The sequence below is a fragment of the Pseudomonas sp. CGJS7 genome, assembly GCF_036961695.1.
In genome coordinates, this window is the sequence record NZ_JBAMDI010000019.1 from 1 (window position 1) to 13211 (window position 13211).

The 13211-nt window shown below is 62.4% G+C and carries 10 protein-coding genes and 1 pseudogene; 6 read left to right on the forward strand and 5 right to left on the reverse strand.

Going from position 1 to position 13211, the window contains the following annotated elements; all coding sequences use genetic code 11:
• Positions 1–336: 336 nt before the first annotated feature.
• Entirely contained in the window at positions 337–2145 is a 1809-nt protein-coding gene (locus V7787_RS13940) for an ABC transporter ATP-binding protein/permease (RefSeq protein ID WP_336088544.1), read from the forward strand.
• 209 nt (positions 2146–2354) lie between these two features.
• Here the strand turns inward: V7787_RS13940 and V7787_RS13945 are convergent, their stop codons facing one another.
• Positions 2355–3554 carry an MFS transporter gene (locus V7787_RS13945; RefSeq protein ID WP_104887327.1) on the reverse strand — a complete coding sequence of 400 codons (1200 nt, stop codon included), beginning with the start codon at positions 3552–3554 and terminating at the stop codon, positions 2355–2357.
• Between the two features lie 431 nt (positions 3555–3985).
• On the opposite strand from V7787_RS13945, the gene V7787_RS13950 reads away from it, so the two are divergent.
• Entirely contained in the window at positions 3986–6220 is a 2235-nt protein-coding gene (locus V7787_RS13950; RefSeq protein WP_064491545.1) for a TonB-dependent siderophore receptor, read from the forward strand.
• Positions 6221–6346: 126 nt separating this feature from the next.
• On the forward strand, positions 6347–6886 hold the full coding sequence (locus V7787_RS13955; protein WP_104887328.1) for a histidine phosphatase family protein: 540 nt from the start codon (positions 6347–6349) through the stop codon (positions 6884–6886).
• A 3-nt stretch (positions 6887–6889) separates the two neighbouring features.
• Here V7787_RS13955 and V7787_RS13960 read toward each other — a convergent pair whose 3' ends face one another.
• Both V7787_RS13960 and V7787_RS13965 read right to left on the reverse strand, forming a co-directional pair.
• A complete protein-coding gene (locus V7787_RS13960) occupies positions 6890–7675 on the reverse strand; it encodes a sulfite exporter TauE/SafE family protein (RefSeq protein ID WP_019438690.1) in 786 nt (261 codons plus the stop codon).
• A 124-nt stretch (positions 7676–7799) separates the two neighbouring features.
• Positions 7800–8393, reverse strand: coding sequence for a helix-turn-helix domain-containing protein (locus V7787_RS13965; protein ID WP_010953221.1), 594 nt, complete (start codon positions 8391–8393; stop codon positions 7800–7802).
• 114 nt (positions 8394–8507) lie between these two features.
• On the opposite strand from V7787_RS13965, the gene V7787_RS13970 reads away from it, so the two are divergent.
• From V7787_RS13970 to V7787_RS13980, 3 genes are all read left to right on the forward strand, one after another.
• On the forward strand, positions 8508–9644 hold the full coding sequence (locus V7787_RS13970) for an NAD(P)/FAD-dependent oxidoreductase (RefSeq protein ID WP_336088545.1): 1137 nt from the start codon (positions 8508–8510) through the stop codon (positions 9642–9644).
• Between the two features lie 12 nt (positions 9645–9656).
• Positions 9657–10034, forward strand: a complete 378-nt coding sequence (locus V7787_RS13975) for a RidA family protein (RefSeq protein WP_010953223.1) — start codon at positions 9657–9659, stop codon at positions 10032–10034.
• A gap of 112 nt (positions 10035–10146) precedes the next feature.
• Positions 10147–11211, forward strand: coding sequence for a YkvI family membrane protein (locus V7787_RS13980; protein WP_010953224.1), 1065 nt, complete (start codon positions 10147–10149; stop codon positions 11209–11211).
• A gap of 53 nt (positions 11212–11264) precedes the next feature.
• Here the strand turns inward: V7787_RS13980 and V7787_RS53080 are convergent, their stop codons facing one another.
• Positions 11265–12005 carry a methyl-accepting chemotaxis protein gene (locus V7787_RS53080; protein WP_370290711.1) on the reverse strand — a complete coding sequence of 247 codons (741 nt, stop codon included), beginning with the start codon at positions 12003–12005 and terminating at the stop codon, positions 11265–11267.
• A gap of 114 nt (positions 12006–12119) precedes the next feature.
• A pseudogene (gene mcpA / locus V7787_RS53085) lies at positions 12120–13196 on the reverse strand (methyl-accepting chemotaxis protein McpA); the annotation flags it as partial.
• Positions 13197–13211 lie beyond the last annotated feature (15 nt).

The following is a 13211-nucleotide window of genomic DNA, read 5'->3' on the forward strand; positions in this document are numbered from 1 at the left end:
ACATGCAGGTAGGGGTTTTGTCTTTGTGGGCAAAAAACTGGACATGCTCGAGAGCGGAGATGGCACCGGCTTCGCCGGTGTTCGCGGGTAAACCCGCTCCTACGGCGGCCTGTGTCCAACCACCGATGTGTGTCTACCACCAATCTGTGTAGGAGCGGGTTTACCCGCGAATACGGTGGCGGCGGCAACGGTGAACGGCAGGTGGAAATTGGCCCGCAGGCCCGGCCCATTCGCGGGTAAACCCGCTCCTACAAATCATGAAATGTGCGTCATTTATACCTGACGAATGACAGCGTAATGCTACGCTCGCGGAAATACTCACCACGGATACTTACCATGGAAATGAACTGGCATCAGGCCCTGCAAGAGAGCCTAAGCTGGCTGGCAATCGCCTCGTTCATCACCCTTGTCAGCTTCACTGCAGCCGCAACTCTGGCCGTGCGTTTTACACGCTGGGGCAGCCAGTTCTGGCAGCTTGCGGGGCCCTATTTCAGTTTCAGGCGCAGTTGGCGGCCGTTGCTGGTGTTTGCCCTGCTGCTGGTCCTGACGCTGTTTTCGGTTCGCCTGAACGTGCTGTTTTCGTTTTGGTACAACGGCTTCTACAGCGCCTTGCAGGGCCTCGACCAGACGGCGTTCTGGTACCTGCTCGGCGTCTTCGCGGTGCTGGCCACCATCCATGTGCTGCGCTCGCTGTTCACCTTCTATGTCAGCCAGGCATTCAGTATCAAGTGGCGGGTCTGGCTGACCGAGCGCCTGACCCACGACTGGATGCAGGGCGATGCCTATTACCGTGGCCAGTTCCTTGCCGAGCCAGTGGACAACCCTGACCAGCGTATCGAACTGGACGTTAACGCTTTCGTCACCAACTCAGTCAGCCTTGCCTTGGGCGCAGTCAGTGCGCTGGTTTCACTGGTGGCGTTCACCGGCATCCTCTGGGGGCTGTCAGCACCGTTGACGGTGGCCGGCGTGGAGATCCCTCGGGCGATGGTATTTGCCGTTTACCTGTATGTCATCATCGCCACCTGGGTCGCCTTCCGCCTCGGGCGCCCACTGATCCGGCTTAACTTCCTCAACGAGAAACTTACCGCCAACTTCCGTTACGCGTTGATGCGCCTGCGTGAGAACGCCGAGAACATTGCCTTCTACCAAGGTGCGCAAGTCGAGCGGGGCACGTTGCTCGGCCGTTTTGCTGCCTTGATCGTGAATGTCTGGGCATTGGTGTACCGGAACCTGAAGTTCAGTGGCTTCAACTTGGGTGTCAGTCAGGTTGCTGTTGTGTTTCCGTTCATTCTTCAGGCGCCGCGCTTCTTCAGTGGGGCGATCAAGCTGGGCGACGTCATGCAAACTTCCCAGGCCTTTGGGCAGGTGCAGGATTCTCTGTCGTTCTTCCGTGAGTCGTACGATGCGTTCGCGCAGTACCGCGCGACCCTTGATCGTCTCACCGGCTTTCTCGATGCCAACCAGCAGGCAAGTGCGTTGCCGCGCGTCACCACCGAAGACCAGGCGCATGCGCTGCAGATCGCGGGGTTGCAGGTGCTACGCCCGGACGGACATGCCCTTATCGCCGACCTGGACCTGAGCTTGCACGCCGGTCAGGCGTTGTTGATCAAAGGGCCATCGGGCAGTGGTAAAACCACGCTGCTGCGTGCCCTGGCGGGCCTTTGGCCGTATGCCGAAGGCAAGGTCAGGCGGCCAACGGGCCATCAGGCACTGTTCTTGTCGCAACGGCCGTACCTGCCGCTGGGTGACTTGCGTACCGTCATTGCCTACCCGGCAGCCAGCAACCCCAAGGATGAACTGCTCATGCAGCAGGCATTGCGCCAGGTCAACCTGGCCCATCTCGCCGAGCGTCTGGACGTCAGCTGTGACTGGTCACACATCCTCTCGGTGGGCGAGCAGCAGCGCCTGGCGTTCGCCCGGGTGCTGTTCAACAGGCCACAGGTGGTGTTCCTCGACGAGTCCACCTCGGCGATGGATGAAGGGCTCGAGCATGCCCTGTATGCGTTGTTGCGTTCGGAGATGCCGAGTGCATTGCTGGTCAGTGTCGGCCACCGTAGCACGCTGGCGGCGTTCCATACCCACCGGCTTGAGGTGGATGGGCATGGCGGTTGGTCGTTGCTGGAGCAGGAGGCTGCGCTGGCTTAGTTCGGCTTGTGGGTGAGATCGCCATCCGGCATCGCGATTAGCTTGGCCCCTTCACTGCGTGCATTGGCGACATCCTTACTCGAACGCTTTCACCGGCAGGCGGCGCTCCCTGTCCAGACGTTCGGCCTCTGCGGCGGGGCGTCCGGGTTACAGGATGGAACTGTTCAACCTGCGTACGCCGCAGCCGTGAACCGCCAGGCTAGCCAGGTTCAGCGCAGCAGCGTCAGTCCTGCAAGGGTGGTGACGGCAAAGCCCGCACCAACCAGGAAGGTTGCCTGGAACCCTGCACGCTCCCACAGCAATCCGGCAACCACGCTGGCTATCAGCAGCGCCGCACCGGTCAGCAGGTTGAACAGGCCGAAGGCGGTACCGCGCAAGTTGGCGGGGGCGCTGTCGGCGATCATGGCAGAGAAGATGCCCTGGCTGAAGCCCAGGTGCAGGCCCCAGGCCGTTACCCCGAAGGCAAGCCCGACCCATCCTGGCAAAAGGGCCAGCAGCAAGTCGGCAGTGATCAGCAGGCCTAGCCCGGCCATCAGCACGCCACGGCGCCCCACTCGGTCCGACAACACGCCGGCAGGGTAGGCCGACAGTGAGTAGGCCATCGCCATCAATACCAGTACCGCCGGCGCCCATAGCGGTGTCAGGCCTATGTTCTGAGCCCGCAGCAGCAAGAACGCCTCGCTGAAACGGGCGAGGGTGAACAACGTGGCCAGACCGATCAGGCGCCAATAGACCGGCCCGAGGCGCCGCAGCTCGTGCAGTGCCAACGGTGAGCGCACCGGACGCCCCATCGCTGGGGCCGCAGGTTCGTGAACGAAGGCAATCAGGATATACACCGCCACGAACGCCGGGATAACAGCTACCCAGAACACGGTCTGGAAATGGCTCGCTGTCAACCACATCAATACGATCGCCAGCAATGGCCCGAGGATAGCGCCTACGGTATCGAGCGCCTGACGCAGGCCGAACGCCGCGCCGCGCAGCTCGACCGGCGTAACATCGGCCACCAGCGCATCGCGTGGGGCCCCCCGAATACCCTTGCCGACGCGGTCGACGAAGCGTGCCGCAGTCAGCCACTCAAGTCCGGGAGCCATGGGAAATACCGGCTTCATCAGCGCACTGAGGCCGTAGCCGAGGACTGTCAGCAGCTTGCGTTTACCCAGTCGGTCGCTGAGGGCACCAGAGAACACCTTGGTGAACGATGCGGTCGACTCGGCGATTCCTTCGATAAGCCCCACCGCTATCACCGAAGCGCCGAGCACACTGACCATGTACAGGGGCAGTAGGGCGTGGATCATCTCCGAGGAAATGTCCATCAACATCGACACGAAGCCCAGCGCCCAGATACTGCGGGGCATCTTCGGCGGGCTTTTGGCAGTGTTCGCGCAGCTGTTGTCATCGCCACGCATCTGGTCTCTCCGCAGCGTTGTACGTCGAAACTGTAGATGCCTGCACACAGGATGCAAACTGGATAGGTGGATAGCAGCAACAGCCTGTGGAGATGACGAAACTTTCCATAAATGCAGGGGTGGTTATTCCGTCAGAGAGTGTCTTCGCCCGTTTCGCGGGTAAACCCGCTCCTACAGGCGACCGCGAAGGCTTATCAAATTTAGGGGGGCAGTCCGGCGTGGCTCACAAGCTTCGCTGTGGCAAAGATCACGGTTCAGCAAAGTTCAGTAACAAACATGTAAACTTCGTAAATAAGATTTACTCGCATTTGCGATTCTCTATATTTACCACCCCTGTTGGCCGCCAAACTGAGTGCGGGGCCGGTGGGCGAGGGCTCCCGGTTTCCGACAGGGATGTGCCTTTTCGCTCATGAATCGCAGGAGATGTACCCATGCAGTGCAGAACTTCACCCAACAGCCTGGCCCTGGCGTTCGTTGCGCTGGCGTCGCCGTCCATGCTGGCGACCGCAGCAGAGTCCGAGGAGCGGCGTGCGGGTGAGGTCCTGGAAGTGCCCGTCGCCGACAACGCTCTGGTGATCCAGGACACCCTGATCACCGCCGAGCGCGAGGCGCGACAGGCCCTGGGCACGTCGATCATCACGGCCGAAGACATCAAGCGCCACCCGCCGGCCAATGACCTGTCCGACATCATCCGCCGCGAGCCCGGGGTTAACCTGACAGGCAACAGTGCCAGTGGGGCACGCGGAAACAACCGGCAGATCGACCTGCGCGGCATGGGCCCGGAAAACACCTTGATCCTCATCGACGGCAAGCCATCCAGCGCGCGCAACGCCGTGCGCTATGGCTGGAACGGTGACCGTGATACTCGGGGTGAAACCAACTGGGTGCCGGCCGAAGCGGTCGAGCGCATCGAGATCTTGCGTGGCCCGGCCGCCGCACGCTATGGCTCCGGCGCCATGGGCGGGGTGGTCAACATCATCACCAAGCGTCCTTCCGACGAGTTGAAAGGCAGCGTCAGCCTGTACACGCAGCTGCCGGAAGACAGCGCAGAGGGCGCCAGCCGCCGAGCCAACTTCAACCTCGGTGGCGGCCTGACCGATAACCTGGGTTTCCGCCTGTACGGCGGCCTGGCAAAGACTGACGCCGACGATCTGGACATCAACGCCGGGCATGCCACCAGCGCCCTGGTAGCGGGGCGGGAAGGCGTTCGCAACAAGGACATCAACGGCCTGCTGAGCTGGAAACTGAACGACGAGCACCGCTTGGAAGCCAGTGCCGGCTACAGCCGTCAGGGCAACATTTTTGCCGGCGACACCATGAACAGCAACGGCGGCGGAGACGTTGACTTCGTCTCCAGCCTCTACGGCCACGAAACCAACGTGATGCAGCGCAGTACTTATGACCTGACCCACCTCGGTGATTTCACCTGGGGTACCAGCAAGACCACGCTGGCCTATGAATACGTACGCAACTGGCGGCTTAACGAGGGCTTGGCTGGCCGCACCGAAGGTGCCCCAAGCAACGAAGGTGGGGCTATGTCACGTTTGCGCAACACACGCCTGAGCAGTGAGGTGAACCTGCCGTTCGCCATGGGCAGCACAGACCATGTGCTTACCTTGGGCGGCGAGTACCTGTACGAAACCCTCAACGACCAAGGTTCGTTGCGCCCGCAAAGCTCCGACCCCACCAACAATGACGGCCTTGTCGGCTTCGATCGCAGCAGCTCGAAGATGACCGCACGCAGCTATGCGCTGTTTGTCGAAGACAACATCATCGTTGGCGACACCACCCTTACGCCGGGCCTGCGTTTCGACCACCACGAAACCTTCGGTGACAACTTCAGCCCCAGCCTGAACCTGTCGCACAAGCTCACCGAAGCGCTGTCGGTAAAAGGCGGCATCGCCCGTGCCTACAAGGTTCCGAACCTGTACCAGTCCAACCCCAACTACCTGCTGTACAGCCGCGGTAATGGCTGCAGCGTGCAACAGACCAACAATGGTGGCTGCTACCTGCAGGGCAACGCCGACCTCAAGCCCGAGATCAGCGTCAACAAGGAAATCGGCCTGCTGTACGACCGTGGTACCTGGCGCACCAGTGCCACCTACTTCCGCAACGACTACAAGAACAAGATCATCGGTGATACCGATGTGCTTTACACCATTGGTGCCGGCAGCCGCGTGACGCAGTGGGACAACGCTGGCAAGGCGCGGGTGGAAGGTGTCGAAGGCAACTTCTTCATCGAGTTGGCCCCGACCCTGGACTGGAACACCAACCTGACCTGGATGCTCGACAACGATAATCGCGAAACGGGCGAGCCGCTGTCGGTGATCCCGGAATACACCGTCAACACCAGCCTCGACTGGCGCGCCACCGAGCAACTGTCATTCCAGCTGGCGGGTACATACTTCGGCAAGCAGAAATCGCCGACCTACGACTACCGCACCCAGCAGGACTACGACAAGACCGCCCAGCAGGACGTCGAGGCCTATGGCCTGGTGGACGTGAGTGCCGGGTACAAGTTCAATGCCAACTACGACGTGCGGGTAGGCGTGAACAACGTCTTCGACAAGCAGATCCTGCGCGGCGGCAACGCCAGCAGCTCGGGGGCAAACACGTATAACCAGCCGGGCAGGGCGGTATTTGCTGCGCTGAATATCAACTTCTGATCCCAAGGGCCGCCCTGCGGCCCAATCGCGGTTCAATCGGCTCGCGAATGGCCGACGACATTGTTGCAGCCAAACGTCTCGCAGCGTGCTAAACCATGCACCCCAGCCCGCTGCGAGAAATGCCTGGTGAAAGCCATCCGCCTGACCCTGATCTGCCATGCCCTGACCCAAGCCCAGAAGAACGGGCGCCTGCACCATACGGATGACGGCATCCTGCCGCTAGCCCGTCAGTCAGACGCCGACCGTTCAGGCGTGCAACTGCTGAGTGCGCCAGAGCGGCGGGCTTGCGAGACGGCAGCGTGGTTAACGGGGGCAGTACAGATCGAGCCAGGTTTGGCCGATTGCGACCTTGGGCGCTGGCAAGGTGTGTCGTTGAAGCAGCTACAAGCCGAGCAACCGCAGGCCTTGGCTGAATGGCTGCAGGATCCGGCCAGTGCCGTGCATGGTGGCGAGTCGTTCGCTGCGCTATGCCAGCGCCTGGCCGCCTGGCTGGCGGCCTTCGACAGGCCGGGTGACTGGCTGGCGGTGACCCACCCGATGGTCATGCGCGCCATGCTGGTACAGGTGCTTGGGTGTCCGATGAGTGCCGGGCAGCGAATCGACGTGCTGCCGCTGTCACGTCTGCAACTGAGTTTTACCGGGCAGTGGCGGTTGCGCCTGTGCTAAGGCTCAGAACGCCAGCTTGTAACCGATCAGCAGCAGCATCGTTGCCAGGCAAGGGCGCAGCACGCGGTCGGAGATCCGCCCGGTGAGGTGGCTACCCAGGTAGATGCCTGGCAGCGAGCCCAGCAGCAGGTAGCCCAACAGCGACCAATCCATGTTGCCCATGCCCGCGTGGCCCAGGCCTGCTACCAAGGTCAGTGGCACGGCGTGGGCAATTTCAGTACCGACCAGGCGACGGGTGACCAGAAACGGGTACAGCAGGAACAGCGCCACCGTACCCAGGGCGCCAGCACCGATGGAGGTGAGGGTGACCATTATTCCAAGCACCACGCCGGTCAGCACTGTGAGGATGTTCAGGCTGCGGTCGCTGAGGTGATAGTGATCACCGGCATGGCGGCTGGCGAAGGCCTGCAGGCGCGATTTGAACAGGATGGCCAGCGCGGTCAGGATCAGCACCACCGCCAGGCCTTGCTTGATGATGGCGTTGAGCGCCGAGGTATCGGCGTGCAGGGTGCTGAGGAACCACAGGGTCAGCGCCGCTGCGGGCACGCTGCCCAGGCTGAGCAGGCCGGTGATCTTCCAGTCGATGTTCTTGTTGCGCGCATGCACCCAGACGCCACTGGCCTTGGTGATCGCTGCATACAGCAGGTCGGTGCCGACAGCGGTCGCCGGGTGGATGCCAAACCACAAAAGGATCGGGGTCATCAGCGAGCCGCCACCGACGCCGGTCATACCGACGATGAAGCCCACGACCAGGCCAGCAATGGTGAAACCGAAAGAACCTACATCCATACGCTACTCGACTGCCCAACTTTGCCCGTTATCGGATGCCAGTCAGCATATAGATTTTTTTATAGCCAAATAGACTTGTTCGTTATTAGGTTATAACCAGGCTTGCCTTGGCAGGCGCAGCGGATCAACGATCGGTCATCACTACCATGACATGGGCATCACCACCGTCATCGCTTTCCGACAGGTAGATGTGCCCCACCTGGCTGTCGAAATACGCAGTCTCCTGCGGCCCGATGCTGACCGCTTCTCCGGTCTCGAACTCGATGCGCACGCGCCCGCTCAGCACCAGCGCGAACTCTTGCCCGGGGTGGCGGATAAAATCGTCGAACTGGCCGCGTTCCCGGGCAATGATGCGGGCATAGGCAGGTGTCATGCGTCGTGCGGGGAAATCCCCGGCAATCGGATAATAGTCGTAGGTGCCGGTCGAATAACCCGCCGCTGCGGGCAGTGAGTCGACCACCACGGTCACCGGCACCGGGGCGCTGACCGTGCCGCTGGCGCGGAACAGCTGGGCAATATCGACATTCAGCGCCCGCGCAGCAGCGGCCAGTTTTTCATAGCTGACCGACACCTGCGCCAGTTCCATCTTCGACAACGTGGACAGCGGCACGCCACTGGCTTCGGACAGTTGCTTGAGGGTCATCTGGCGCGCCTTGCGCACCTGGCGCAGGCGCTGGCCGACGACGGCACGGTCAAGCTGGGGTAGAGCTGCGGGCATTCAGGGATCTCGGCATGCGGCGGTGGTCGGGCATCTTACCTTGGACCCTTGCGCATTTCTAAATTCTCATATATTAGAATTCTCATAAATGATAATTGCCTGGCAGGAGCGTGCATGACCCCGACCTACGACACCCTGATCATCGGTGCTGGCATCGCCGGCGCCTCGCTGGGCTACCGCCTGGCCGGCCAGCAGCGTGTGCTGCTGGTCGAGCGTGAATCGCAGCCTGGCTACCATTCCACCGGGCGTTCGGCGGCCATGTTCATGGAGGCTTACGGCACCCCACAGATCCAGGCACTGACCCGCGCCAGCCGGGCCTTCTACGAAGCGCCACCGCAGGGCTTCTGCGAGCACCCGCTGCTGGAGCCGCGAGGCTGTCTGTATGTCGCCAGCCTGGAGCAGCGGGAACTGCTTGAGCAGACTTACGCGCAGAACCTGGCCAATGGCACAGAAGTCACCCTGCTGGACCGGGACGCGGCCTTGGCACTGATACCCAGCCTGCGTGGCGAAACCCTGGCCGGCGCGGTGCTTGAGCCAGGTGCGATGGACCTTGACGTACATGCCTTGCACCAAGGCTTCTTGCGTGGTTATCGCACTGCCGGCGGTGAACTGCGCTGCAACGCCGAGCTGATCCAGGCCTGGTACCTGGACGACGTGTGGCAGGTGGAGTTGGCTGATGGCAGCCGCCTGCAGGCCCGATGTCTGGTCAATGCTGCAGGTGCCTGGGCGGACCGTGTGGCCGAGCAGTGCGGGGTGGCGCGCATCGGTTTGCAACCGTGCCGTCGTAGCGCCTTCACCTTCCCTGGTCCGGCAGAGCAGGACTTTACTCGCTGGCCTGCGGTGATTGGTGTCGATGAAAGCTTCTACTTCAAGCCTGATGCCGGCCAACTGTTGGGGTCGCCAGCCAATGCCGACCCGGTTGAGCCCCAGGATGCCGCGCCCGAGGAGTTCGACGTGGCCTTGGGTATTTACAACATTGAAGCCATGACCACCCTGGCGATCCGCCGCCCGAGCCACACCTGGGCCGGGTTGCGTTCGTTCGTTGCCGACGGCGACCTGGTGATCGGTTTCGATGCGCATGCCCCCGCGTTTTTCTGGCTGGCGGCCCAGGGGGGCTATGGCATCCAGTCGGCAGCGGGCGCCTCGCGCCTGGCCGCCGACGTGCTACTGGGCCAGCCGTTGTGTGCCAGCCTTGTCAGCCAGGGCGTGGCGCACGAGCGCCTGTCCCCGGCCCGTTTCCAGCAACCCTGAAAGGAGCATCCCATGAGCAATGACATTCAGCGTTTCCCCAGCAGCTTGCCGTTCCCGTTTTCCCGCGCGGTAAAGGCCGGTGGCTTTCTGTTCCTCTCCGGGCAGGTGCCGATGAGCGCCGGCGGCGAAGTGGTGCGCGGTGATATCCAGACCCAGACCCGTGCTGCCTGCGAGCGTATTGCCGAAAGCCTGGCGGCCTGTGGCGCGCGTTTCGACCAGGTGGTGAAGGTCACGGTCTGGCTGTCGGACATGCGCCATTTCGCCGGCTTCAACGAGGTGTACAAGGCGTTCTTCGGCGCGGCGCTACCGGTGCGTTCCACCGTGGCTTCGGCGTTGGCCCTGGGCGTGGATGTGGAGATCGAAGTGCAGGCGTTCGTCGGCGACGCCTGACCGGGCAAAGAGCCCGTGTAGAGGCGACCTTGTGTCGCGATGGGCTGCAAGGCCGCCCCTACGACCGGTATGCGACGGCGATGACAAAACAACAATAAATCCAGAGGTTCACATGCAAGAGCAGCTGAAGATCGCCGGCGCATTTGTCGGCGTGATCGTGGGGGCGGGGTTCGCTTCAGGGCGGGAACTGTTGTTGTTCTTTGTCGATTTCGGCGTGTGGGGCTTGGCTGGCGCGTTGGTCAGCGCCGCCTTGTTCACCTTCCTCGGCATGGCGCTGGCGGGGCTGGGCAATCGTCAGCAGGCCACCTCGCACAAGGATGTGATTTTGGCCATCTGCGGCCGTCACCTGGGCATGTTCGTCGACTGGTTGATCACCTTTTTCATGTTCGCCGTCACCGTGGTCATGCTGGCCGGCGGTGGTGCCTTGCTGGAGCAGCAGTTCGGCATCCCGGCCCTGACCGGCAGCGTGCTGGTGACGCTGGTGGTGGTCGGTATCGTGTGCCTGGACGTGCGCAAGATGATGCTTGCAATTGGCGCCATCACACCCTTGCTGATCCTGGTGGCTTCGGCGATAGCGCTGTATGCCGTGATCACCCGCGAGCAGAGCTTTGCTGCGCTCGATCAGGTGGCCAGCCAGCAACAGGCCGGCACCCGCCATTGGCTGCTGGGTGCGTTCTTGTATGTGTCGTATAACATCGTCGCGGGTGCGCCGATCCTGGCCATTCTGGGCGGTTCGGCCAAGGGTGAGAAAGCCGCGGTGTGGGGAGGCCTGCTCGGTGGTGCGGCGCTAGGTGGCCTGATGCTGGTGATGAGTGCCGGGCTGCTGTCGCGCCTGGACAGTGTGGCCGACCAGCCGATGCCGATGCTGTCGATTGCCAACGAAGTGTCACCACTGCTGGGGCTGGTGATGTGCCTGATCATCTTCGGCATGATCGTCAACACCGCGGTGGGCACGCTGTTTTCCTTCCTCTCGCGGCTGTTGCCGGCGGGCACGACGAAGTTCCGCTGGGGCTCGGTGGTGACCGGGGTGGTGGCGCTCGGCTGTAGCCTGGTGGGGTTCATCAGCCTGGTGGGTGAGGTGTACCCGTTCTTCGGTTACCTGGGCTTTGTGCTGATGACGGCGGTATTGCTGGCCTGGGTACGGCGGGGCAGGGCTGCGAAGGCGGTGGCTGCATAAGGGCTTGGTACAGGCGACAACAGGCATAGGCTGTTGCCGCCTGTACCCGGCGTTTAAATCCGGAAGCTGCCCACCAACTGCTTCAAACGCCCAGCCTGCTGGGCCAGCTGGTCGCAATGACGCAGGGTCTCGTTGAGGTTCTCCACCCCCTGCTGGTTCAGGGCGTTGATCTGGGTGATGTCCAGGTTGAGGCTCTCGACCACGGCGGTCTGTTCTTCGGTCGCTGTCGCCACCGACTGGTTCATGCCATCGATTTCGCCAATGCGCTGGGTCACGCTGGCCAGGCGTTCGCCGGCCTGGTTGGCCACCTGCACGGTCTGCTCGCTGGAAACCTGGCTGGTGTTCATGGTGTGCACCGCTTCGCGCGAGCCCACCTGCAGGCTGGTGATCATGCGGTGGATTTCTTCCGCCGACTCCTGGGTACGGTGCGCCAGGTTGCGCACCTCGTCGGCCACCACGGCAAAGCCACGGCCGGCTTCACCGGCACGGGCCGCTTCGATGGCGGCGTTCAGTGCCAGCAGGTTGGTCTGCTGAGAAATGCCCTTGATCACGTCGAGGATCTTGCCGATTTCGTCGGTGCTGGCGTTGAGCGTTTCGATCTGCGCGCACGACTCGCTGATCCGTTGCGACAGGGCAGTCATGGCGCTGATGGCTTCTTCAACCACTTCACGGCCACCGTGCGCCTGTTCGCTGGCACCGCTGGCATGTTGTGAAGCATCCGCGGCGTTGCGGGCGATTTCCTGGGTGGCGGCGCCCAGTTCGTTGATGGCCGCAGCGACGCTGTTGGTGCGCATGCTCTGTTCTTCAGACCCGATGATCGACGCATTGGACGCGCTGACCACTTTCTCCGAAAGGTCATGCACCAGGCGGGTGGCCGAGGACACTTCGCTGATCGAGGCATGGATACGTTCGACAAAGCGGTTGAACGAGGTAGCCAGTTCGCCGAACTCGTCCTTGTTCTGCACGGCCAGGCGGCGGGTAAGGTCACCTTCACCCTCGGCGATGTCGCGCATGGCGCGGCCCATGGTGGTCAGCGGGCTCATCAGCACCGGAATCAGCAGGCCGAGCAGGCCGGCGATGGCTGCCACGGCAATCAGCATGGCAATGATCGCCGAGGTGCGGAACTGGCTGAGCGCGGCATAGGCCTTGTCCCTGTCGATCGACAGCCCGATGTACCACTGCGCCGAAGGCAGGCCGGCCACCGGGGCGAACGAGATGATGCGATCCTGGCCGTCGAGGGTGACATCCTGCATGCCGGCGGCAACCCGCAGGTTGCTGCCTGGGTAGATGTCCTTGAGGTTCTTCATCACCTGGTCTTTATTGGGGCTGACGATCACCTGGCCATTGGCGTCGGCCAGGAAGGCGTGACCGATGCCGCCGAAGTCGACCGAGTTGATGATCTCGACGAGGGTGTCGAGGGTAACGTCACCGCCGACCACACCGATCAGTTCGCCATTGCGCTTGCTCTTCACCGGCGTGGCGATGGTCACCATCAGGCCACCGACTGCCCCCTGGTACGGGGCGGTCAGCACGGTCTGCCCGGCGTTGGCGGCGGCGCCATACCAAGGGCGCTGGCGCGGGTCGTAACCGGCGGGCATCTGGGCATCCGGGCGCTGGGTGAATTCGCCGTTGGCCTGGCCCAGGTAGGTGAACAGGAAATTACGCGTGTAGGACGGCTGCTCGATCAGCCCTGCCAGGGTGTCGCCGGCGCCTTGCTGGCCGATGTCCTGGGCCAGGTTCTCCAGCACCAGAATGCGCCCGCTCATCCAGTTCTGCACACTGCTGGCGGTCAGTGCACCGGACTGCTGCACCGAGGCTTCGATATTCTGGCGGATGGTATTGCGTTGCAGGTAGTCGTTGTAGAGCGTGAACAGGGCAAATGCCAAAACCACGACGCCGCAGGCGCTGAGCAGGATCTTGTGGCGAAATTTCAGGTTCATGTTTCGAGACCTTGAGCCAATGAGGGGAGGGCGCAGCGCGCTCATGACGCGATGCGGGGC

Coding starts and splice junctions, on each gene's coding strand:
- V7787_RS13940 (WP_336088544.1), top strand. CDS start 337: ATGGAAATGAACTGGCATCAGGCCCTGCAAGAGAGCCTAAGCTGGCTG.
- V7787_RS13970 (WP_336088545.1), top strand. CDS start 8,508: ATGACCCCGACCTACGACACCCTGATCATCGGTGCTGGCATCGCCGGC.
- V7787_RS13980 (WP_010953224.1), top strand. CDS start 10,147: ATGCAAGAGCAGCTGAAGATCGCCGGCGCATTTGTCGGCGTGATCGTG.
- V7787_RS13950 (WP_064491545.1), top strand. CDS start 3,986: ATGCAGTGCAGAACTTCACCCAACAGCCTGGCCCTGGCGTTCGTTGCG.
- V7787_RS53080 (WP_370290711.1), bottom strand. CDS start 12,005: ATGCGCACCAACAGCGTCGCTGCGGCCATCAACGAACTGGGCGCCGCC.
- V7787_RS13975 (WP_010953223.1), top strand. CDS start 9,657: ATGAGCAATGACATTCAGCGTTTCCCCAGCAGCTTGCCGTTCCCGTTT.
- V7787_RS13965 (WP_010953221.1), bottom strand. CDS start 8,393: ATGCCCGCAGCTCTACCCCAGCTTGACCGTGCCGTCGTCGGCCAGCGC.
- V7787_RS13960 (WP_019438690.1), bottom strand. CDS start 7,675: ATGGATGTAGGTTCTTTCGGTTTCACCATTGCTGGCCTGGTCGTGGGC.
- V7787_RS13945 (WP_104887327.1), bottom strand. CDS start 3,554: ATGCGTGGCGATGACAACAGCTGCGCGAACACTGCCAAAAGCCCGCCG.